A 22,781-nucleotide genomic window follows, 5' to 3' on the forward strand; every position below is an offset into this window, starting at 1 on the left:
CTCAGAAGGGATGGCTCAGAATGGCTCACTCAGAAGGGATCGCTTGGAGTAGATCGCTCAACGTCGATCAACCCTGAGTCATCACCACTGAGTCATCATCATGACAAGCCATCATTCGGTGGGTAATCCTGCGGTGAGCAATCCTATGGCATCGATCACGCAGCATGGGTTCCCTGAATTGCCCTTGATCCTTCCAGGTCTGTGCAACGCTCGGTTCAACATTCATCGGTTCAATCACTAGGCTGTGGCGTTGATGTTGATCGCTCCCTCGGCTCTACCCTCTACAAGCGGTCTATGCCGCGTCTGTTTGGAGATACTGTGCGCGATCCCCAGTCGCTGCCCGATCCGGCGGCATCGTCTGATCCACAAGCGTTGATTGAAGAAAACAAACGCCTTCGCCAGCAGGTGGCTGCTTTAGAGCAAAGCAACCGCGATCTCCAGATCGCCCTTGAAACCACCGCCATCCATGGTGACTGTATTGAAAACGAACTACAGTCCACCCTGTCGCTGTACCGTCGCCAACAGCAGCGATTGCAGACGATTTTGAAGCAAGTGGCCCAACAGAAGCGAGATCTGGAGTGGGTTTTGCAAACCACGATCGAGCATAGCAGCGTGATTGAAAACGAGCTGTTGAGCGCCAATGAGCGGTTGACCATCGAGGCCCATCAACACCGGAACGCGGAACAAAAACTGCAATCGCTGTTAGGAACCATTACCCGGGAACGGGAAGACCTGGAGCATGTGCTGCGGCTGATTATTGAGCATGGGGATGCCATGATCGAGCAGCTCTATGTGCAAGCCACGGAAGCGGGAGCCAAGGCCACGATGGATGCCTTGACGCGCGTGGCCAACCGGCGGCGGTTTGATGAATATTTGGAGCAACAATGGCAAACGCGAGGCAGCCGGTCTGAGCCGTTGGCCTTGGTGATGGTGGATGTGGACTCCTTCAAGGCCTACAACGATTTGCTGGGCCATGTGGCGGGGGATGTCTGTTTGCAGCAGGTGGCGATGGCGATCGCCCAAGTGGCTCGATCGACCTCGGATTTGGTGGCTCGCTATGGGGGCGAAGAATTTGCGGTCTTGTTGCCCCGCGCCACCTTGCAGCAGGCGGAATTGGTGGGAACCCGAATTCGCCAGGCCGTGTTGGGGTTGAATTTGCCCCATCCCCGATCGGTCGTCAACCCTTGTGTGACGGTGAGCGTTGGGGTGGCAGCCATATTTCCCTCCTTGACCACCTCGCCCACCCTGTTGGTATCCCGGGCCGATCGGGCCCTATATGCCGCCAAACAACAGGGGCGCAATCGGGTGGTGGTGGCTGACGAACTCAGCAACGAAACGATCGCCCTTCGATCGGCCGTTGAAATGCGAATTCATTAGGATTGGCACTGAATTAGCCATGAATTAGCTCTGAATTAGTCATTAATGAGCCATGAATGAGAGAGATCTTGAATTGGGCCCAGAATTAGGACGAAAATTAGGCCATCAATTGAGTTTTGAATCAAGTTCTGAGTCAGGTTTTGAATTGAGATTCAAATCGGGCATCGAATCGGGCTGTTTTTAAGCTGTTTTTAACTTGAGGTCACCCCGAATGGGGCCAGTTTTACATTGTTTTAGCCTGATATTGGGCGCAACCAATGACATGGCCTAGGATTGGGAGGGCGGATAACCGTTTTAAGTGACAAAAATTTTTAAGTAACATTTACGTATGAATTTACAAAGACGCTTGCTATTCATGATGGCGGGAGTGGCGGTGGTGGCCGTCTTGCCCACCATTGCCATTTTTCACTGGAACACCCATCACGAATTGATTCGGCGCTCGGAAACGGACGGCGTGCGTCTGGCCAACACCCTCAGCCGTGCTCTGTCGGTGTTGCGAGATGTGCCGGCCACGGTGGAAAACAAATTGGGCCAGCAAATGGCCGCCACAGCCACAGCCTTAGCTCAGTTGGTGGATTTGAGCCAAAAACGCGGCGAACCAACCGCCCAACTCCAACAACGAATTAACAGGATCCTGGCTAATTCGATCATCGATGAAGTTTGGATTTCTGATGCGGATGGATGTGCCCGTTTGCGACCGCCCGGGGAGGCGGTTTTTTGTTTTAATCCTGATCCGAAAAAACAACCCCAAGCCCATGTGTTTTGGCCCCTGTTGACGGGCAAGGCCAAGATGGTGATTCAAGAACCTCGGCGGCGAGAAATTGACGATCGCGTCTTTCAATATGTGGGAGTTCCGGGAATTGATCAGCGCCGCATTGTGCAGGTGGGTAACCATGTGGCCTTTTTGGAATCCCTCCGCCAGGCTCTGGGTCTCGATCGCCTGATTGAGGAGTTGCTGCGGGAGCCGGACGTGCTGGGCATTTGGGTGGTTAACTTGCAGGGCAAGGTGATTGCGGGTCAAGCTCGCCCGGAAAGCGGCCTCGGGAAGCAATTGGCCGAGCAGCAATTGTCTCTCTTGCGTAATAGCCTCAACACTCAGGCCACGGCCCGCGTGGTGAATGGCAATCTGCTGCATGTGATTGTGCCGTTGCGCGATCAATCACAGGCCCTGCAAGGATCCGCTCTGGTCACCCTCTCGCTGAAGTCCCTGCAAGAGGCGTTGGCCACCCAAACCCGATTGCTCCTGATGGTGTCCAGCATGGTGTTGTTGCTGGTGGTGGTGGTGTCCTATTGGATGGCGGGTCGGTTGGTGGAGCCGATTGTGGCCCTGAATCGGGCTTCCCAGGCGATCGCCCGTGGCCATTGGGATCAACCCTTGCCCACCGATCGGGAAGACGAAATCGGCGCATTGGCCACCTCCTTTGCGCGGATGGTCACCCAACTGCAAGTGCATCTGGAAACCCTGGAACAGCGCGTCACCGAGCGCACCTATGACCTAGCGCGGGCTAATCAGGAAATTGTGACCCTCAACCAGCAGCTCACGGACGAAAATCGCCGGATGGGGGCGGAATTGTCCGTGGTGCGTCGTTTGCACCAAATGATTCTGCCCAAGGAAGAAGACTTGCTGAACACGGCGGATTTGGAAATTGCCGCCTACATGGAACCGGCCGATGAGGTGGGCGGCGATTACTACGACGTGCTGCACCGGGATGGCCGGGTGGAAATCAGCATTGGCGATGTGACGGGCCATGGCTTGGAAAGCGGCATGGTGATGCTGATGGTGCAGGCGGCGGTGCGCACCTTGCAAGCGGTGGGCGAAATTGATCAGGTGAAAACGATCAACACCCTCAATCGCTTGGTGTATGACAACACCAGGCGGATGCGATCGTACCGAAACATGACCCTTTCCCTGTTGGTTTATGAGCGGGGGTCACTGCGCCTCAGCGGTCAGCATGAGGAGGCGATCGTGGTGCGGGCGGATGGGTCGATCGATCGGGTCGATACCTTAGATTTGGGCTTTCCCCTCGGGATTGAAGCGGATGTCAGCAGTTTCATTGCCGAAGCGGAGGTCTATCTCAATCCCGGCGATTTGGTGGTGCTTTACACGGACGGCCTGACCGAGGCGGCCGACCACAGCAACCAGCTCTATGGGGCCGATCGCCTCTGTCGGTTGTTGCGAACCGAGCACCATCGCACCCCCCAGGAAATTTGTAAGTTGGTGGTGGATGATGTGTATCGCCACATTGGTGAGGCCAAGATTTTTGATGACATCACCCTGATTGTGATTAAGCGACAGCAGGAACCAGCCGATCGCCCGATCGAGTCTGCCACGGCGATCGACTGGCCCAATGTTTGTAGCTTGCCGTCCTTGTCGGCTTAGGTCGCAAAATCCACGACTTCAACCCTGGTTCACCCCCGAAGGCGAGGCGGCAACTCCCTGGGCGATCGCCTGGCCCGCAATCCAACCCGTAGACCAGGCACTTTGGAAATTGAACCCGCCCGTGATGCCGTCAATGTCCAAAATTTCACCGGCAAAGTGCAACCCCGGGCAAGAGCGACTTTCCAAGGTTTTGAAGTCCACGGATTTCAAATCAATGCCGCCACAGGTCACAAACTCTTCCTTGAAGACTGCCTTGCCGGTGATTTTGAATTCTCCCTGCACCAATTCGCGCACCAACGCCTCGATCGGCCCCTTCGGTAAATCGGCCCAGCGAAAATCCGCCGCCACCCCCACCGCTTCCACCAATTTTTGCCAAAGCCGTTTCGGCAACTCCGGCGGCCCAGCGGTGGACACGGCCTTGCGTGGGTTTTGTTGCTTCAGGGTTCGCAGCCGATCGCGTGCCTCCTCTGCCGAAGCCGTGCCCAGCCAGTTCACCCGCAACAGGGCCCGATAATGAGCCTCGTGGAGCGATCGCGCCGCCCAGGCCGACAACCGCAACACCGCCGGCCCACTCAGGCCCCAATGGGTAATCAGCACCGGGCCGATTTGTTCCGAGTCCGGTGGCTTTTTGCCTTTGCCACCCCGATCGGCCTCCGGCAAAACCAGCCGCACCTGGGCCCGCTCCACGGCCAACCCCGCCAGCGTGTCTAGCCGGGGATCGGGAATGGCCAGGGTGAACAACGAGGGAACCGGTGACACAATCGGATGGCCCAACCCCGCCGCCCAGCGGTAGGCCGTCGGCTGGCTGCCCGTGGCCAGCAACACCCGATCGGCCGTCAAAATTTCCCCCGATCGCAACTGAACTTGGAATTGTCCCGCCTCGTGGGTAATATTGCTGACCGCCGCCCGCGATCTCAGCCGCACGCCCGCTCTTTCCGCCGCTCGCATCAAGCAATCGGCAATGGTGCTCGATCGATCCGTAATTGGAAACATCCGCCCATCCGGCTCGGTTTTCAGCAGCACCCCCTCCCCCACAAACCAAGTCACCGTATCGCGGGGTTGAAACCGGCTAAACACCCCCCGCAAAGCCTTGGCTCCGCGTGGGTAATGTTGCACCAACTGGGATGGCTCAAAGCATGCGTGGGTCACATTGCAGCGGCCGCCCCCAGAAATCAGCACCTTGCTCAGAAATTGGGGCCCCGCCTCCAAAACGGTCACATCCAAGTCAGCATTCGCCCGCGCACAGGCGATCGCCCCAAAAAAGCCTGCGGCCCCGCCGCCCACCACCACCACTCGCCCCGATCGGTTCATGTTCGGGCGATCGTCCAAACTCATCCCCTAACCTCCCGTCACGATCGGCCAAAAATGGGCCCCAATCCGAAACAGACTCAAGCCAATAAAACTCAGCAACGCCACAAAAATGACCACATTCGCAATTTCCGATAGTTTATTCATGATGATTAGTTCAATAGGCGGTCTGTCAATGACCTGATTAAGATAGCATTACAAAAATCACACAATACCCGAATTAGCGTAAAAATTTAGAATCAAAGTAAAAAATTAAAAAACCTGAGTTGAAAACTCTGATTTCAAATTAAACAGTTATTAGTAAATAGTTATTTATTTCAAAAGATTAATCATTGCATTAATATAGCCACTGCCTAAATCGAATTAGTACGCCATATCGTAAACACTATGAAGCAGTTAGTTGGTGGGCATTGCCCACCCTACAGACGAATCATTGAATGAGTCAATTGAATTGATTATCAACTCTGCGAGTTTGGTATTGCAGAGCACAGTAGGCAAATCTTCCTAATTTCTTTATTGACAGTTCTCGGTCTTTAAAACCAAGATCGGGTTATCGGTGATCCAATTTTTAGGGATCCACGATCAATTCCCATGGCGTGATTTGCCATCCATAAGCAACATTAACGTTTAATTTCATTATTCAACATTAATGTTGCTAAAGGTGCTGAAGTTGCCGCTGTTCTGATCTGAATTATTGGGTCTGAATGATCAGGGATATTGCGTTGGGGTGAATCTCTTCAGGTTCCGCATTTGATGCCGGTATTGTCAGTTAGGCAAGAATGATATGAAACCGTTAACCCATCGCACCAAAATTGTGGCCACGATCGGGCCGGCCAGCGATTCTCCAGAAATGATCCGCAAAATGCTTTTGGCGGGCATGAATGTGGCGCGGTTGAATTTTTCCCATGGTCACTATGATGATCATGCGGAGCGAATTTGGCGACTGCGGCAAGCCTCCGAAGAACTGGATTTGCCCCTGATGTTGCTGCAAGATTTGCAAGGGCCAAAAATCCGCGTGGGTGATTTACCACCCGAAGGAATTCCCCTCATAGAAGGAGAAATCTTAACCCTCGTCCCGATCGCAGAATATCAAAATCAACCCAACACCGTCGGCATTGACTATCCGCACTTGGCCGCCGAAGCGGAACCGGGCACACAAGTGTTGCTGGATGACGGGCTGTTGGAGTTATCAGTGCAACAGATTGATGGTCATGCGGTTCATTGCCAGGTCATTGAAGGTGGCATTCTCAAAAGTCGCAAAGGGGTGAATTTTCCCAGCCTAGATTTGCAGTTACCTTCCATTACCGACAAAGATAAACGGGATTTGGAGTTTGGGATTGCCCAGGGGGTTGATCTGATTTCTTTGAGCTTTGTGCGCAAGCCGGAAGATGTGCAGGTTTTGAAGGCATTGTTGGCGGCTAAGGGTGCGGAAATTCCGGTGTTGGCCAAGTTGGAAAAACCGCAGGCGATCGCCAATTTGCAGGCCATTATTGATGAATGTGATGCGGTGATGGTGGCGCGGGGGGACTTGGGAGTGGAAATGCGCCCGGAGAAAGTGCCCTTGATTCAAAAACAGATCATTCGCCTCTGTAATCAAAGGGGAATTCCGGTGATTACGGCAACCCAAATGTTGGACAGCATGATCCATAATCCACGCCCCACGCGGGCGGAGGCCAGTGATGTGGCGAATGCGATTATGGATGGTACAGATGCGGTGATGTTGTCCGGTGAGTCGGCGGTGGGCAGCTACCCGATCGAGTCTGTCAAAATGTTGGCGCGAATTGCCACGGAGGTAGAACCCTCGATTCAATTTGTGAACTATCCACCCAACCAAAATGACGATACGGATGCCATCAGTGAAGCCCTGCACGCGATCGATGAAACGATCAATTTGCAATGCATTGTGGCATTCACCGAAACGGGATACACCGCCCAACTGGCATCGGCGGAGCGCCCCAGAACAACCATCATTGCTTACACCCCCGACCCCAAGGTTTATCACCGTTTGAGTTTAAGTTGGGGAGTCAGGCCCATTTTGCTGAAGGGATTTAATGGGGAAACGTTGGCCTCTGCGTTGGCGCTGGTGGAGCAAGATTTGCTGGCTCGTCAATATGCAGCGCCGGGGGATAAGGTTTTGGTGATGGGCGGTGTTCCCTTTGGCAAGGCCGGGAGTACCAATTTCCTGAAAATTCACACGATCACTGCCGATTAGCAAGGGAGACTGAGCATTTTGAGCACCTGGAGTCAGGAGCGATCGCCCTAAAATCCCAGCGATCGCGCCAAGGCCCTATGGCAGAATTGAGGGCGTTCAACCCGGGCGTTCAACCCGGCTGTTCAAACCCGACGGGTTTCATCTGACAATCTGCTGACGATCTTCTGACGATCTGTTGAGATGATCGATTGATCTGTCAGTTAATCATCTGTCAGTTCATCGGCAACCCGATCGCCCCTCACGCGCACCGACGCTACAAGCACCAAAATTTTTGCCAGCCATGACCAAATTCATCTTCGTAACCGGTGGTGTCGTTTCCAGCATTGGCAAAGGAATCGTCGCCGCCAGTCTCGGTCGGCTGCTCAAGTCTCGGAATTATTCGGTTTCCATTCTCAAGCTCGACCCCTACATCAACGTTGACCCCGGCACGATGAGTCCGTTTCAACACGGCGAAGTATTCGTGACCGGCGACGGAGCCGAAACCGACCTAGACTTGGGCCACTATGAGCGCTTCACAGATACGGACATGTCGCGCCTCAACAGTGTCACCACCGGCCAAATCTATCAATCGGTGCTGAACAAGGAGCGGCGCGGCGACTACAACGGCGGCACGGTGCAGGTGATTCCCCACATCACGGGGGAAATTCGCGATCGCATCCATCGGGTGGCCCGCAACACCAACTCCGATGTGGTGATTTCGGAAATTGGCGGAACGGTGGGGGATATTGAGTCGCTGCCCTACCTGGAGGCGGTGCGCCAGTTCCGCAAGGATGCGGGGCGCAACAATGTGCTCTATGTCCATGTGACGCTGATTCCCTGGATTCCGGCGGCGGGCGAAACAAAAACCAAGCCCACGCAGCACTCGGTGAAGGAGTTGCGATCGATCGGGATTCAGCCCGACATCATTGTTTGTCGATGTTCTCAGCCCTTGCCGGCCAACCAACGGGCCAAGCTGTCGGAATTTTGCGACGTGCCCGAAAGTTGCGTGATTCCCGCCATGGACAAGCCCAGCATCTATGATGTGCCCCTGAGCTTGGAAGAAGAAGGCCTCGCCCACCAAGTCCTCGATCTGTTGGGGATGGAGCCTCGCCAGCCGGATCTGAGCCGTTGGCGGAATTTGGTCGATCGCCTGCATAACCCCGTGCGCACCGTGACCGTGGCGATCGTCGGTAAATACGTCAGCCTCAGCGATGCCTACCTGTCCGTGGTGGAAGCCTTGCGCCACAGCGCGATCGACACCCACAGCGAACTCAACATCCGTTGGGTCAGCTCCGAAGACTTGGAAAACGGGGGGCCCGAAAAATACCTCAGCGATGTGGACGGCATCGTGGTGCCCGGTGGGTTTGGGATTCGGGGCATTGACGGCAAAATCGCCGCCATCCGCTACGCCCGAGAAAACCATATTCCGTTCCTGGGCCTCTGTTTGGGAATGCAATGTTCCATGATTGAGTGGGCCCGCAATGTGGCCGGTCTGCCGGGGGCCAACAGCGCAGAGTTTGATCCCCAATGCGAAAATCCCGTGATTGGGCTGTTGCCGGAACAGGAAGACGTGGTGGACTTGGGCGGCACGATGCGCCTGGGGCTGTATCCCTGCCAAGTGCAACCCGACAGTTTGGCCCACCGGCTCTATGGCAAGGAGGTGGTTTATGAGCGCCACCGCCACCGCTATGAGTTCAACAATTCCTATCGATCGCAGGTGATCGAAACCGGCTACCGCATCAGTGGCACATCGCTGGATGGTCGGCTGGCGGAAATCGTGGAGTTGCCGAGCCACCCGTTCTTTTTGGCCACGCAGTTTCACCCGGAATTTTTGTCACGGCCCAACCGTCCCCATCCCCTGTTTTTGGGGTTTGTGCAAGCGGCGATCGCCCGACAAGCGCCCAGCAGCCCAGCCCCGATCGCCCCGCCGGAACCAGCTTTGGCATCCCTAGAGGCGGTGAACTCCGTGGAGGATCCGGCAGAAGATCCCCTGTCCACTTTTGCAAGTAATGCAGAGGCGGAATTGGCGAACTTGTAGAGTCTTGTAGAGTAAGGTTGATGTCGTTCGGGCGATCGCGCGGCTGTGGCACATTGGATTCAGTTTTCCTACGAACGCAACGAATATCTCGTGAATTTGGCGAGTATTCGGTTTTTTGCGCGTGACAGCAGCCAGCGCATCTCGTTCTGGCTGCCGGACTCTGCCATGCCCGTTGTTTTGGTTCCCCAGGATCATCCAACGGCCTACCGGCAGGTGATGGAATTTATCGATCGCCTGCCGGATGCCAACGCCGACTGTTACTGGGTGAATTTGGTTTACGATCGACGGCAATACACCATCAATCTGAAAACCATTCGGGCCTTCTCCCGATCGGCTAACGGGCGGCTGGTGTTTTGGTTGCCGGACAATGGCCAAGACATGGTGTTGCATCCGGAACTCAACGCCGAAGCCTATCACCTAGTGAACGACTACATCACTAAATGCATCACGGGCCCCGGAGCGATCGACCCCCTGATGGGTAATTGACCCCCCGATGGGCGATCGATATCAACACAAGCCTCAATCGTCATGGGGGTAAGGGGCTTAAACCTGCGTGGGGCAAGGGGCTTAAGCCCCTTGTCTGTGTTGATCTGGGGGCGTACAGGGGTGTGATTGCCAGACGCTACCAAGGATTGCCAATGACGGTGAACGCCGCCCAGTAGTAGGGGTGCGATAGCAGTTCCTGGCCGGTGGCAGCAATATCCGGCGGCAGAAACACCGTGCCACCCCGGGCCCCGGAGCCGCGTAGCTCATTGCCCTCAATTCGCACCTGGCCGCGCAGGAGCGCCAATTGGGCTTGGCGCAGGGCTTCCGACTTGGTGGGGGCCTGGCGCAACTGGCGATAAAACTCATTCATCAGGGCTAGGGTTCCCCGATCACTCACATACCAAAGACTGGCGATCGAGGCCTTGACTCCGGACGCGATCGCCATGCCCGCAAAGCCCAACTCCGCTTCCCGATCGCCCACGGCGGTTCGACAAGCACTAAGCACCAACAATTCCACCGGCTTGCTGATCCAGTCGATCGCCTGGATTTGCGCCAAGCTCAATCGCTCTTGCCAAAACTGAATAAACGACGCTTCGGGGCGACCGGCTTTGAATTCCGCATGGGTCGCCAAATGTACGATGCCGTAGTCGCTGCGTTGGCGTTCCCGTTGCAGCGCACCCAAGGTGAACTGGTTGTTCAAGAAATAACGACCGGGCCACAGACCGGGCCGATCGCCATTGCCGACGATCGCTTCCAGTTCGATCGGCACACCGGGCAAGGGACTGAGGTTGGTGGTGTCTTCAAATTGCGAAGCACCCATGGCCAGCACCCGCGATCGCTGGAGGTTGCCCGCTTGAGGATCAAAGAGGCTGAAGCCGGGAATTCGAGCGATCGCGTATTTTTCAATCAAAAAGCGCTGGCCATCGTGCAGGGCTGCCAAGGGAGCCGATCGCAACCCCTCGCCGGGGCAAAAAATCAGCAGCTCAATCCCTTCCGCCTGGAGTTGTGACTCGATCGGGGCAATCAACCAATTGTGCAAGCGTCGGGCATAGGGTAAATAGCTGACTCCGTTCCGCTGCACCGGGTTGGTGATGGCAACGGTCAGCAGCTTCACCGCTTCGTTGATGGCCGCTTGGGACGTGCCGGAAATGATTTCAATTCTGGGTTCGCTGCGGCCGGTGACCAACACCAATTCCACATCATTGTCCCGGGGCATCATGTACAGCAGCGCCGATCGCTGGCCGGTGCGCCGTTCCATTTCCCGCAACTGTTCCGAGACAATCGCCGCCGAAATGCGTCGGGCGGGTAAGTCGCGGTTGAATTGGCGTTCGTATTCTCCCTCCCACAACGCTTCGATTTTGTTGACCACGTTGGCGGGGGTGACGGGTTCGCTGGGCTGGCTGGCCCAACCCGGCGGCGCGATCGTGCTGCCCACCATTACGGCTGCCAGGCTCGCCGTCAACTGTCGAATCATGCGATCGCCCATGGGTAGTGAAAACGCTGTTCCTATTCAAACAGGGCAACTGGGCGATCGTCAGGGTAACGTCAGTTTGAAGTTATGCAAGTTCATGTAAACGTATTGCTTTTTTAGCTTGCCGGAGTATGGATAAGTGCAATATATAAAAAATGGCTACTATTGCCTTAATGGCACTCAAAAGGCTAAACATGCAGCTCAAGATCATAATTTCAACCATTAGCATTCTTGTAACCGCTTGTAGCTCTGCGACAAGTCAACTAGAGACTACTACAGACCCTAACAACTCTTCGTCGCCACCACAGACAGCATCTCCCATTGCGAAAACTTCCTCTGTTGAAGTGACTGAAAACGAATTCGGTCAATCTTGGCCATTAACGGTTCCAAGTGGAACTCTAGAATGCGTAGCGTCACAGCAGGTTATTTTCCGAGCTAATGGAAAGGTTTATGCAGTGAATGGCTCCGCAAAAGCAACGGGTGCGCTTCCCATTGATCCTATATGGAAGGATAATCCTGCAATTCAAGGTACTAAAATTCCAATTTCAGGATTACTCAATCGTGGATTAGAGCTATGCCAATAGATTTTAGGAGAGCCTAACTGCACTGATAGTTAGGCTCTTCTGACTATGACACTCTCATCCCTGCTCATGATCTCAGGCATTAGGATGATCTCTGTTGCGGGTCGATCGCATCCCGCAGCCCATCTCCGATGAAATTGGCGCTTAAAACCGTCATAAAAATCGCCAGCCCCGGAAAAATTGCCATATGCGGCGCGGTTTCCAAAAAATTCTGGGCATCGTAGAGCATTCGCCCCCAAGTGGGCACATCGGGCGGAAAGCCCAGCCCCAAAAAATTCAGGGTCGATTCCGTCAAAATGGCCGTGCCCACCGCCAAGGAAGCCGCAACAATGGCCGGGCCGATCGCGTTGGGCAAAATATGCCGCCAAATTAACCAGCCCGATCGGGCCCCCAAGGCATAGGCCGCCAACACGAAATTGCGTTCTCGCAGGGTCAGGAAATTAGCCCGAATTAACCGCGCCACGCTCATCCAGTTCAGCCCGCCGATCGCCCCAATCACCAGCAGAAAAATCCCCAATTCTGGCCCTGCGATCGCCCGCAACGGTTCCCGAAAGAGATAAATCAGCAGCAACAACAGGGGCAACTGAGGCAAGGCCAAAAACAAATCCGTGAGCCGCATCAACAGCCCATCCACCCAGCCGCCATAGAACCCCGCCACCGCCCCGATCGTTGTGCCTAAGGTGACCGCCACCAGCATCGAGGCAATGCCCACCGTGAGGGACACCCGCCCACCGGACAGCACCCGCGCCAACAAATCCTGCCCCCGATCGTTCGTGCCCAACCAATGGGCCAGGCTGGGGCCTTGGTAGGCGCGGCCATAGTCCAAGTCCGTGGGCGAGAGGGGATAGAGCCACGGGCCCACCAGGGCCGCCAGCCCGATCGCCCCCAGGCAAATTAGCCCAAACAGGGCCAACCGATCGCGACAAAATCGCCGCCAAGCCGCCCCCCACAGACTTTCCGAGTGATTCATTGACCTGGTTTGTAATTTTGTCTAATTTTGTCTAGTTCTGGCTTGTTCTGTCCTGCCCTATCGTGTTCTATAGCAACCGCACGATAGACCGCACCATTTTTGCCTTATCCCATGACTGACTTTTCCGAGCCACCCAATCCCCAACATCTCGCCACCTTGATTCGTGGCACCAGTCTGTATTTAGTCGGGCTAATGGGGTCAGGAAAAAGCAGCACCGGCCGCCAGTTAGCTGCCGCCCTGGATTATCGCTTTTTTGACACAGATCAGTTGATTGAGCAGGCTGCTGGCCAGTCGATCGCCCAAATTTTTGCCACCGAAGGCGAGGCGGCCTTTCGCCAACTGGAAACCCAAGTGTTGTCGCAACTGTCCGCCTATAAGCGATTGGTGGTGGCCACCGGGGGCGGCATTGTCACCCAACAGGAAAATTGGGGTTATTTGCGCCATGGATTGGTGATTTGGTTGGATCCCACCCTGGAGACGATCGTGAACCGCTTGCAGGCGGATCCGGCCGAAATTGCCCAGCGGCCCCTGTTGCAGTCGCCCGACCCGGTGGCGGCCTTGGCGGAGTTGCGCGATCGTCGATCGGCCCAATATGCCCAAGCGGACTTGCAAGTGGCGATCGGGCCGGAACAGTCCCCCGCCCAGGTGGTGGATCAAATTCTGGTGGGTATTCGCGGAGTCTTGCGGCCGGAGGTGACTGGCTCCACCGAAAATTAATCAAGCCAGTCAATCAATCAAGCCAGTTAATCAAGCCAGTCAATCAATCACCGTTGATTACCCCCCAGAGGCCGCCATTGTGACCCAATCCCGTCGCCAGTTTGTTCAAAATCTATTGGCCGGTGGTTTGCTGGCCACGGGGGCGGCGACCTGGCTGCAACGGGCCGATCGCACCTGGGCCCAAAGTGCTCCCAATTTGGAGCCAGCCCCTCCGCCCGATCGGGGTGATTTGCGGATCATTGCCATCAGCGATCTGAACAATGGCTATGGCGAAACGGATTACCGCGCGGAGGTTCATCAGGCGATCGCCCTGATTCAGCGCTGGCAGCCGGATTTGGTGATTTGTGGCGGAGACATGGTGGCGGGCCAAAAGCTGGGCCTCACCCGATCGCAGTTCCAAGCCATGTGGGGCGGGTTCGATCGCACCATCTATCAACCGCTGCGCCAAGGGGGGATTCCCTTTGCGTTCACCTTGGGCAATCACGACGCTTCAAACATCACCTTGCCCGATCGAACTTTTAAATATGCACTCGATCGAAACGAAGCCGCAGCCTATTGGCGAAGACAGCGATCAACCATGAATTGGGACTGGGTGGATGATGCCTGGTTCCCTTTTTTTTATGCATTTCGGATGGGAAATGCCCTAATTGTCTCCTGGGATGCTTCGGGGCCCGTCATTAGTGCGGAACAATTATTACGGGCCGAACAGTTGTTTACCTCAGAAGTCGGCCGAGCAGCCCAGGTGCGATTGCTGTTGGGTCATATGCCACTCCATGCGGTTACTCCCCAACGCAACCAGCCGGGAAATGTATTGCGAGACACGGCTCCAGTGCAATCGCTCTTGGAACGGGCCCAAGTCACTGCCTACATCACGGGCCATCACCATGCTTACTTTCCGGCGCGTATGGGTATGGTCGATCTATTACACCTGGGATGTTTGGGAGGCGGTGCGCGATCGTGGCTGGGCACCTCTAGCACTCCAATCCGCACTTTGACCGTCATTGATGCACGGTTTGGATCTCCCAATTTGCGGTATAGCAGTTATCAACTCAATCCTTTCCGCTCCCTGCGTGATGATCAGCTACCTCGGGAAATTGTTGGGTTTAACGGTCGGTTGGTGCGGCGCGATCAACTACTGTCCAAAAATCATGCTTTGAAGGTCAAAATTTAAATAGAGAACACTAAAAGTTGGGCGCGAAAAATTGAACGCTAATCCCAAACGCCAATCGATTTTTCGCCAATTCTGCAAAGTGTTGGTTGGGTTATTCCCGATCAACCATTGGGTAGACGATCGATGAGCGATGGCTGACTAGCACTCGAAAACGACGGCCCGGGATTGCCAAAACTAGGGCTGATGTCGCTGATAAGTAGGGGCAGGCATGACTCAAGGACGAAATGGTTGGGGTGTAGTGCGCAGTCAACGAAATCACCGATCGAGCTGCCGAATCCGGCGGCCGGGGGGTAAAAGTCGTCCGCAACGATCAGTTCTCCCGTTAGGGTTGGCTGTGGCCTTGGTGATCTGCTTGGGTTGCATTGAGGGGGTGGGGCGATCGGCCATGGCGCGATCGCCCCAAGATTTGGGAACCGGCCCAACGCCCACAACCCCTTGGCCCGAAGAATTGCCGCATCGCAGCCCCTACACGGAGTTGTGGGGCCCCCTGGGCTTAACGGGTCTGTCCCTGGTGCTGTGGCTGAGCGATCGCCTCTTGCGCCATCGCCTGCTGAAGGTTCTGGATCCAAGCCTGATGGCGGCGGATTCCTTGGGGGCGGTTCCTGGGCCGTTGGGCCGGTGGCGCTGGCTCTGGCCTCGGGTTCGATCGCCCCAATTTCCCCGATCGCTCCGATTGCCCCGTTTTCTGGCCCATGCCAACCCTGAGGCGTTGGGGGATGGGGTGGTGCAAGGGGGCAACCGCTCCATGGGGCCCATGGGGGGTGCAGCCAGTGCAGAATCTTGCCCTTCCACCGTTGCGGCGGCTGCGTCTTCGTCCTTAGCCGAAGCCCAATCCCCGGCCTATGCCGACTTGTGGAACCGGGTTGTGGCCGTGACCAGTGCGGCGGCCGATTTTGACTCCGCTTTGGAAGAGGCGTTGCAAGTGTTGGGCCAAGAAACCGGCTGGGTGGCAGGCGAAGCTTGGGTTCCCAGCCTGGATGGTGCGTCGTTGGTTTGCAGCCCCGCTTGGTTCTGTGCGATCGAGGGGGTGAACTTGTTTCGGCAGGCGAGCTTGGACTTGACCCTAAAGTTGGGTTGCCAGCCACCGGGACGAGTCTGGCAAACCAAACGCCCGGAATGGATCAGCAACTACGAGCTGGAGTCGATCGACCATTGCAGCCGCAGCCAAATGGCCCTGGGGGTGGGCTTGCGATCGAGCGTGGTGTTGCCCATTTTGACCGGCGATCACGTGTTGGCGGTGCTGACTTTGTTTGCCACCAGCCCCCGAGAGCGGGACTTAACGTTGCTGAACCGGTTGGCGATCGTCACCGCCCAACTGGGGCCCATTTTGCAGCACAAACAGGCCGAAGCCCGCTACCGCAATTTGTTTGAACGGGCGATCGAGGGGATTTTTCAGGTGGCCCCCGATGGTCGCTATCTCCATGCCAATCCCGCCTTTGCGGCCATTTTGGGTTACGAGTCTCCCGCAGCGGCCCTGCGGGCCCTGAATGCCACCGATCGCCGCCTCTACGTGCGCCCGGCCGATGAAGTGCGTTTCCTGGAGCTGTTGGAACAAAGTCAGGATGCTTGCAACTTTGAATGTCAGGTCTATTGCCAAGACGGCCAACGCATTTGGGTGGATCAACGGGCCCAGGCCGTGCGCGATCGCAACGGACGATTGCTGTATTACGAAGGATGCCTGCTAGACATCACCTCCCGCAAATGGGTGGAAGCCCAATTGCAATACAACTCCTCCCATGATGTGCTGACGGGCCTGTGGAACCGGGCTTGGTTTTTGGAGCGGTTGGTGGAGGCCGTGTCTCGGGGGCGGCGCGATCCGCAGTTTCGCTTTGTGCTGCTGTTTTTGGATATTGACGGCTTCAAACGGATTAACAACAGCCTGGGCTATTGGGTGGGCGATCGGCTGCTGATGATGCTGGCGGGCCGTTTGGAAAAGGCCATTTCCCCCGATTATGTGCTGGCTCGCACGGGGGGGGATGAGTTTGTGGTGTTGGTGGAGTCCGCCGCCACCTCCGACGAGGGGCAATTGGCCGCCGCCAAGGCCGCCGCCCACCGCCTTCAGGATGTGTTTCGCGATCCCTTTGTGGTGGATGGGCGCGATGTGTTTTTGCAAGCAAGCATGGGCATTGTTTGCCGCCCCGATTCCCACGGAGATTCGCGCCCCGACCAGCCCTATCGGATTTTGCGCGATGCGGATGCGGCTTTGCATCGGGCCAAACAACAGCGCAATGGCAGTTTTGTGATTTTTGATGCGGCCCTGCAATCGGACACGGAACAGCTCTTGCAACTGGAAACGGATTTGCGCTGGGCGATCGAGCGGCGGGAATTTTGTTTGCATTACCAACCGATCGTTTCCCTCGACTCTCGATCGATTGTGGGGTTTGAAAGCCTGATTCGTTGGCAACACCCGCGCCACGGGTTAATGATGCCCGCTTCTTTCATTGGGTTGGCGGAGGATCGCGGGGCGATCGTCCCGATCGGGAATTGGGTGTTGCAGTCCGCTTGCAAGCAAATTGCAATCTGGAAAACCCAAATGCCCGAAGTGTTTCCCATTTGGGTGAATGTCAACCTTTCGGCCCGGCAACTGGTTCCCGAGTTGGCTGACCTGATTGAAGTGCTGATGGATGCCTACGACCTGGAAGGCTATGAACTGCGCCTAGAGATCACCGAAACCTCCTTGGCGCTGGATCCAAACGCCAGCCGCGCCTGTCTCGATCGACTGCGGGAACGGCGGATTAAAATTTGCCTCGATGACTTCGGCACGGGCTACTGCTCCCTCAACTATTTGCGGGAATTCCCGATCGACTCGATCAAAATCGAGCGATCGTTCATTCAAGCCATGCTCGAAAATCAACGCGACGCGGCGATCGTCCGTGCCGTCATCGGTTTAGCCAACGATTTGGGCCTCAGCGTCATTGCCGAGGGCATTGAAACCCAACCCCAAATTGATCACCTGCAAGACTTGGGCTGCGGCTTTGGCCAGGGCTATTTATTCTCCAGAGCCGTGCCCGCCGAGGAAGCTGGTCAGTTTCTCAATGCCGGATTGCCACCGGCCATTCGTTCCTTGCCCCGTTCCCAGTCGGCTCGCCATCCCCTCTGCTAAGTTGCTGATTAACCCCCATGGTCGCGATCGGGTCTGATCGATGCCCGATCGAATGGCAATATCAAAACCTCGATCGGGAATTGGCTCAAGAACGCGCAATCAAGATCGGACAAGGCCGCCACAGCTCAAGGCAGCAAAATTTAGTGCAGAAAAGATTGTTACTGTCATTTGTTTAAATATTGGTTAAACGCATATTATCAACAGATCAAATTTCAATAAACCTCCCCTTAGCTCATTCCCTAAAAATATCCCCAAAAAAGATCATGAAGATCTCTTAAACCGATGATTCAATAATGAGCTTGTTGTCACGGCAAAGCCTTGCCCTGACAACGCCAGGCTGATTGAAATCAGATGCTTTGACAAGATTTCATGGTAGATCTATTCTGTCTTTCCTGCTGTAAGATGCTAGCCTTGAAAAGGATAGAAGTCGGGAACGTTTACCTGCGACCAAGTAATCTTAAGACCCTGGTTCCAAGCGATCGATTCATCAAACCGAGTCAATTGACCGAGGCCACTGACCAAGGCGATTGGTTGATCAACACTGGATTCCCTTGGGGTTGTATGGCTATCTAAGGCGATGTCAATCGAGCGTGCCAGCCTGATTCATTCTTTCCCATGACATCTCGGTTCTGATATCGGCCCCAGGCTCCGAGTGCAACGCTCTGAACCTGTTGGCGGCTCGCCCGTCCCTCTGCACCCTCATTTCCTATGCTTGCCACTTCCACTTCAACCATGGCTGCTCCGGCTGTGCTGCCCAATCTTGCTGCCTCGCTGAATTTGGAGTCCACGCTCAATGACCTGTGCCTATCCTGCTTTGCCATGGATTTGTCACAGCCGGGGATTGAGCTGGCCCAAGCTTTAGAGGCGGATCCCCTGCTGCCAGGGGCCGTATTGCTCGATCGAGGAGCCTTTGCAGGGCTGCTGTCGCGGCGGCGTTTTTTTAAGCACCTGAGCCGGCAATACGGCCCGGAGTTGTTCTTACATCGGCCCCTGCGCGTAATGTATCAATACGCCCATGTGCCGCTGTTGGTGTTGTCGGGCAGCACGCTCGTGGTGCAGGCGGGGCGGGCGGCCCTGGAGCGATCGCCTGACTTGCTCTATGAACCGTTGGCGGTGGAATCCCAGGAAGGCTGCTATTGCCTGCTGGATATTCACCAGTTGCTGGTGGCTCAATCCCAAATTCACGAGCTAGCCATGCAGCGAATTCAAGAGCAAACCCGCGCTCAGGTGATTCAAGCGGAGAAAATGGCCAGCCTGGGGCGGATGGTGGCGGGCATTTCCCATGAAATTAAAAATCCGGTGAATTTCATTTCGGGCAATGTGGTTTATCTGACTCAATACGCCCGAGATTTGATTGAACTGGTGACGGCCTATGAAGCCCTGTTGCCGGAAATTCCCGAGACCTTGCAACAGTTGCGATCGACCATGGAGTTTGACTTCCTGCGGGAGGATTTGCCCAAACTGATCGACAGCATGGCGATCGGGGCTGACAAACTGAAAAAAACCGTTGCCGGTCTCCAAAGTTTCTCCCATGTGGGATCAGAAACCTTCAAGGCTGCCGACCTGCACGATTGCATCGAGAGCACTCTGATTGTGCTCAACAACCGCCTGCGGGAAGGGGTGGAAGTGATCCGCACCTATGGGGAATTGCCCCTGGTGGCTTGCCAGTCGGGACACCTGAGCCAAGTGTTTATGAACCTGCTGGCCAATGCGGTGGATGCGCTGCTGGAGGTGCAAAACCAAATTCCGCCACTGGAGCGACAACGCTGGCAGCCGACCATCATGATCCGCACCCAATGCATGGACGAGTTACCGGCGGATTTGGCGGCGATCGAACCGGCCTCGATCGCGGCGGTGGAACCCCGCACCATGGATGTGACGGGCTGGGTGATGGTGGAAATTGCCGACAATGGCCCCGGCATCCCCGAAGCCATTCAGACCAAAATCTTTGAGACCTTTTTCACCACCAAGCCGATCGGGAAAGGAACGGGCCTGGGTTTGGCCATCACCCACGAAATCATTGCGCGCCATGGGGGCCACCTCCGACTGCGATCGCCCCGTTGGCCAGAAACCTATCCCGATCGCCCCTTTGACTTACCCGGCACCAGTTTTGAAGTGTGGTTGCCCCTCACCGCCGATCTCTAAGATCGCCCGATCGCCAACCCGGGCCCAGTGCCAGCCGTCCATGGGCGATCGCGAGCCAAAACTAGGGCGGGCCAAAGCTAGAGCGAGCCAAACTGAAGTTGCCCCAAGCTCACGGGAGTCGGCGGCGGGATGACTCGATCGATGCACCGTTGCCAGTCTGCCGCATCCGGCAGCGTCAACACCACCTGAGCATATTGATGGCCCGTCAGCCTCAACGTCAGAAACTCTCCACCGTCATGAGTGGCATACCAAAACTCCCGGCCGCGCCTTGTGTAGTAGGTTCCTGCTTTGATCACACCCGGCAGAAACGTACCCGGCGCACGCAGTTCTCGCCAGTCGCTGGGCGGTGCTCCTAACTGCACGGCTTGAATTTGCGCGATCGGGACTTCCAAGTAGAGGGGCCAATGAAAAGCCCACAGCTTTTCCCAACCCTCCAAGTCAATTCTGAGGGAATCGCCCATCAGGCTTAAATGCATGGGTTTTGCTCCTTGTGCTCGGCACAGAGTGGCCCATGGAGCACAACTGGAATCATCTCCATTCTGGCGCGGCCAACGCTGATTGGGAGCAACCGCCCAGCCACGCTGCGAACGGGCAGCCGAACCCCTTCCCAGCGATCGAAAGCCAACACCCGATCGCCTGGGATACCAGCCCATTGATTACCAGCGCCCATGCACGCCATTAGTTCACACCGTCTCCCCGTTTACAGTGGTTAGGGGGTTATTTGCCGCCCTTCTGCCTGGGATCTCTCAAGACTTCAACCGATCCCGACAGATCCCCACAGATCCCCATAGATCCCGATCGCCCAACATCTGGTCAAATTCACGACCTACCCCCGGTCGCACTTCGCCTTAAAATCTGCTAAAGCTTAAGCCAAGCTTTACGCCGATCCGGCCAGGGCGATCCCACGAGCGATCGCCTCAGCCTTATTAATTGCGCTCTAGGACAATTGCTATGACCCTTGGCTATGTCGCCCTCGTCCTGCACGCTCACCTGCCCTTCGTCCGGCACCCCGAAAGCGACTACGTTCTAGAGGAAGAGTGGCTCTACGAAGCCATCACCGAAACCTACGTCCCCCTGTTACGCGCCTTTGAAGGACTCGAGCGCGATGGCGTAGATTTCAAAATCACCATGAGCATGACCCCGCCCCTGGTGTCCATGCTCCGCGACCCCCTCTTGCAAGACCGCTACGATCAGCACCTCGCTCAGTTGCAAGAACTCGTCGAAAAAGAATACGTCCACAACGAATTCAACGGACACCTGCGCTACCTGGCCGAGCACTACATCAAAGAATTCCAGGAAGTGCGGGAACTGTGGGAACGGTACGATCGCGACCTCGTAACCGCCTTCAAGAAATTCCAAGACTCCGGCAACATCGACATCATCACCTGCGGCGCAACCCACGGCTACCTGCCCCTGATGAAGATGTATCCCCAAGCCGTGTGGGCCCAACTGAAAGTTGCCGTTGACCACTACGAAGAAAACTTTGGCCGCGCTCCCAAGGGCATTTGGCTGCCCGAATGCGCCTACTACGAAGGCCTCGAACGGATGGTGGCCGATGCCGGCCTGCGCTACTTCCTCACCGACGGCCACGGGATCTTGTACGCGCGGCCTCGCCCTCGCTTCGGAACCTACGCCCCCATCTTCACGGAAGCAGGGGTGGCCGCCTTTGGCCGCGACCACGAATCCTCCCAACAGGTTTGGTCTTCGGAAGTGGGCTACCCTGGCGCGGCCGAGTACCGCGAATTCTACAAAGACATCGGCTGGGAAGCGGACTACGACTACATCAAGCCCTACATCATGCCCAACGGCCAGCGAAAGAACGTAGGCATCAAGTACCACAAAATCACCAGCCGCACGGCGGGCCTGTCCGATAAGGCGCTCTACGATCCCTATTGGGCCCGGGAAAAAGCAGCGGAACATGCCACCAACTTCATGTTCAACCGGGGCCAACAGGTGGCCTATCTGAATGGCTTGATGCAGCGGCCCCCGATCGTCGTGTCGCCCTACGATGCAGAGCTGTTTGGCCACTGGTGGTACGAAGGCCCTTGGTTCCTGGATTTCCTGTTCCGGAAGGCTTGGTTTGACCAAAACACGTTCCAAATGACCCACCTGTCGGACTATTTGCAAAAGCAACCGACCCAGCAGGTCTGTCGCCCGTCCCAATCGAGCTGGGGCTACAAGGGCTTCCATGAATATTGGCTGAATGACACCAATGCTTGGATCTATCCGCACCTACACAAGGGCGCGGAACGGATGATTGAGCTATCCAAACTGGAGCCGTCCGATGAGCTGGAATGGCGGGCCCTGAACCAAGCGGCGCGGGAATTGCTGTTGGCGCAGTCGTCGGACTGGGCGTTCATTATGCGAACGGGGACGATGGTTCCCTACGCGGTACGCCGGACGCGATCGCACATGATGCGATTCACGAAGCTCTACGACGATATTCGCGCGGGCAAGGTGGATTCGGGTTGGCTGCAAAAGGTGGAGGCGATCGACAATATCTTCCCCAACGTCAATTACCGCGTCTATCGCCCGTTGTAATTTCCCCGGCATCAATGGGGCGATCGGGTAGGGTGAGTGGGAGAACGCTTGCGGGGTAACGATTTGGCTGGTTTGGCTCCCACGCACCGTCGATCGCCCCTCAGAATCACGAGTTTGCCCGCGCCAATGGTAGTAGCGGTGCGTAGGGCACAAACCCCACCTCTGGAACCTGCGAACCGTTGCCCTACGCACCCTTGTATGTGGAAGGCGGTGGAGAAGGAAGGTTAAGCTCAGGCATAATCGACCATCTCCCATCCGGTAGAGACTCTGGACGCACCCTCAAGCCTTGGAGCTTGGCTCGT

Annotated in this window: 16 protein-coding genes; 12 read left to right on the forward strand and 4 right to left on the reverse strand. The window is 56.0% G+C overall.

The features are described from left to right. The first annotated feature begins 294 nt into the window (after window positions 1-294). Together H6G52_RS12875 and H6G52_RS12880 are read left to right on the forward strand one after the other, a co-directional pair. Complete coding sequence (locus H6G52_RS12875) at window positions 295-1,377, forward strand: diguanylate cyclase (protein ID WP_190528832.1); 1,083 nt, start codon at window positions 295-297, stop codon at window positions 1,375-1,377. Between the two features lie 328 nt (window positions 1,378-1,705). Beyond that, complete coding sequence (locus H6G52_RS12880) at window positions 1,706-3,757, forward strand: PP2C family protein-serine/threonine phosphatase (RefSeq protein WP_190528834.1); 2,052 nt, start codon at window positions 1,706-1,708, stop codon at window positions 3,755-3,757. Window positions 3,758-3,775: 18 nt separating this feature from the next. Here H6G52_RS12880 and H6G52_RS12885 read toward each other — a convergent pair whose 3' ends face one another. Next, complete coding sequence (locus H6G52_RS12885; protein ID WP_242026364.1) at window positions 3,776-5,092, reverse strand: NAD(P)/FAD-dependent oxidoreductase; 1,317 nt, start codon at window positions 5,090-5,092, stop codon at window positions 3,776-3,778. Between the two features lie 757 nt (window positions 5,093-5,849). On the opposite strand from H6G52_RS12885, the gene pyk reads away from it, so the two are divergent. The 3 genes from pyk (at window position 5,850) to H6G52_RS12900 (ending at window position 9,780) form a co-directional block, all read left to right on the forward strand. After that, complete coding sequence (gene pyk / locus H6G52_RS12890) at window positions 5,850-7,277, forward strand: pyruvate kinase (RefSeq protein ID WP_190528836.1); 1,428 nt, start codon at window positions 5,850-5,852, stop codon at window positions 7,275-7,277. A 280-nt stretch (window positions 7,278-7,557) separates the two neighbouring features. After that, a complete protein-coding gene (locus H6G52_RS12895) occupies window positions 7,558-9,294 on the forward strand; it encodes a CTP synthase (protein WP_099534457.1) in 1,737 nt (578 codons plus the stop codon). A 45-nt stretch (window positions 9,295-9,339) separates the two neighbouring features. Then, entirely contained in the window at window positions 9,340-9,780 is a 441-nt protein-coding gene (locus H6G52_RS12900) for a hypothetical protein (protein ID WP_099534456.1), read from the forward strand. A 136-nt stretch (window positions 9,781-9,916) separates the two neighbouring features. On the opposite strand, the gene H6G52_RS12905 is transcribed toward H6G52_RS12900, so the two are convergent. After that, a complete protein-coding gene (locus H6G52_RS12905) occupies window positions 9,917-11,266 on the reverse strand; it encodes a CHAT domain-containing protein (RefSeq protein WP_199312389.1) in 1,350 nt (449 codons plus the stop codon). 140 nt (window positions 11,267-11,406) lie between these two features. Here H6G52_RS12905 and H6G52_RS12910 point away from each other — a divergent pair, with 140 nt between their 5' ends. Then, window positions 11,407-11,835 carry a DUF2511 domain-containing protein gene (locus H6G52_RS12910; RefSeq protein ID WP_190528838.1) on the forward strand — a complete coding sequence of 143 codons (429 nt, stop codon included), beginning with the start codon at window positions 11,407-11,409 and terminating at the stop codon, window positions 11,833-11,835. Between the two features lie 79 nt (window positions 11,836-11,914). Here the strand turns inward: H6G52_RS12910 and H6G52_RS12915 are convergent, their stop codons facing one another. Next, entirely contained in the window at window positions 11,915-12,802 is an 888-nt protein-coding gene (locus H6G52_RS12915) for an ABC transporter permease (RefSeq protein WP_099534455.1), read from the reverse strand. A 111-nt stretch (window positions 12,803-12,913) separates the two neighbouring features. Here H6G52_RS12915 and H6G52_RS12920 point away from each other — a divergent pair, with 111 nt between their 5' ends. From H6G52_RS12920 to H6G52_RS12935, 4 genes are all read left to right on the forward strand, one after another. Then, window positions 12,914-13,519 (forward strand): shikimate kinase, encoded by a 606-nt coding sequence (locus H6G52_RS12920; RefSeq protein WP_190354462.1) that lies wholly within the window; start codon window positions 12,914-12,916, stop codon window positions 13,517-13,519. Window positions 13,520-13,598: 79 nt separating this feature from the next. Then, window positions 13,599-14,690, forward strand: coding sequence for a metallophosphoesterase (locus H6G52_RS12925; protein ID WP_190528840.1), 1,092 nt, complete (start codon window positions 13,599-13,601; stop codon window positions 14,688-14,690). 334 nt (window positions 14,691-15,024) lie between these two features. Then, window positions 15,025-17,793 carry an EAL domain-containing protein gene (locus tag H6G52_RS12930; RefSeq protein WP_190528842.1) on the forward strand — a complete coding sequence of 923 codons (2,769 nt, stop codon included), beginning with the start codon at window positions 15,025-15,027 and terminating at the stop codon, window positions 17,791-17,793. 708 nt (window positions 17,794-18,501) lie between these two features. After that, on the forward strand, window positions 18,502-19,938 hold the full coding sequence (locus H6G52_RS12935; protein ID WP_199312391.1) for a sensor histidine kinase: 1,437 nt from the start codon (window positions 18,502-18,504) through the stop codon (window positions 19,936-19,938). 77 nt (window positions 19,939-20,015) lie between these two features. Here the strand turns inward: H6G52_RS12935 and H6G52_RS12940 are convergent, their stop codons facing one another. Then, complete coding sequence (locus H6G52_RS12940; RefSeq protein ID WP_190528844.1) at window positions 20,016-20,414, reverse strand: hypothetical protein; 399 nt, start codon at window positions 20,412-20,414, stop codon at window positions 20,016-20,018. Between the two features lie 35 nt (window positions 20,415-20,449). Between H6G52_RS12940 and H6G52_RS12945 the strand changes: the two genes are divergently transcribed. Next, window positions 20,450-20,620 carry a hypothetical protein gene (locus tag H6G52_RS12945; RefSeq protein WP_190528845.1) on the forward strand — a complete coding sequence of 57 codons (171 nt, stop codon included), beginning with the start codon at window positions 20,450-20,452 and terminating at the stop codon, window positions 20,618-20,620. A gap of 269 nt (window positions 20,621-20,889) precedes the next feature. Beyond that, window positions 20,890-22,479, forward strand: a complete 1,590-nt coding sequence (locus H6G52_RS12950; protein WP_190528847.1) for a glycoside hydrolase family 57 protein — start codon at window positions 20,890-20,892, stop codon at window positions 22,477-22,479. Window positions 22,480-22,781: the final 302 nt, after the last annotated feature.

This window comes from Limnothrix sp. FACHB-881 (assembly GCF_014698135.1).
In the GTDB taxonomy this organism is placed as follows: domain Bacteria; phylum Cyanobacteriota; class Cyanobacteriia; order CACIAM-69d; family CACIAM-69d; genus CACIAM-69d.

Coding starts and splice junctions, on each gene's coding strand:
- H6G52_RS12875 (WP_190528832.1), top strand. CDS start 295: ATGCCGCGTCTGTTTGGAGATACTGTGCGCGATCCCCAGTCGCTGCCC.
- H6G52_RS12880 (WP_190528834.1), top strand. CDS start 1,706: ATGAATTTACAAAGACGCTTGCTATTCATGATGGCGGGAGTGGCGGTG.
- H6G52_RS12885 (WP_242026364.1), bottom strand. CDS start 5,092: ATGAGTTTGGACGATCGCCCGAACATGAACCGATCGGGGCGAGTGGTG.
- pyk (WP_190528836.1), top strand. CDS start 5,850: ATGAAACCGTTAACCCATCGCACCAAAATTGTGGCCACGATCGGGCCG.
- H6G52_RS12895 (WP_099534457.1), top strand. CDS start 7,558: ATGACCAAATTCATCTTCGTAACCGGTGGTGTCGTTTCCAGCATTGGC.
- H6G52_RS12905 (WP_199312389.1), bottom strand. CDS start 11,266: ATGGGCGATCGCATGATTCGACAGTTGACGGCGAGCCTGGCAGCCGTA.
- H6G52_RS12910 (WP_190528838.1), top strand. CDS start 11,407: ATGGCTACTATTGCCTTAATGGCACTCAAAAGGCTAAACATGCAGCTC.
- H6G52_RS12915 (WP_099534455.1), bottom strand. CDS start 12,802: ATGAATCACTCGGAAAGTCTGTGGGGGGCGGCTTGGCGGCGATTTTGT.
- H6G52_RS12920 (WP_190354462.1), top strand. CDS start 12,914: ATGACTGACTTTTCCGAGCCACCCAATCCCCAACATCTCGCCACCTTG.
- H6G52_RS12935 (WP_199312391.1), top strand. CDS start 18,502: ATGCTTGCCACTTCCACTTCAACCATGGCTGCTCCGGCTGTGCTGCCC.
- H6G52_RS12940 (WP_190528844.1), bottom strand. CDS start 20,414: ATGCATTTAAGCCTGATGGGCGATTCCCTCAGAATTGACTTGGAGGGT.
- H6G52_RS12945 (WP_190528845.1), top strand. CDS start 20,450: ATGGAGCACAACTGGAATCATCTCCATTCTGGCGCGGCCAACGCTGAT.
- H6G52_RS12950 (WP_190528847.1), top strand. CDS start 20,890: ATGACCCTTGGCTATGTCGCCCTCGTCCTGCACGCTCACCTGCCCTTC.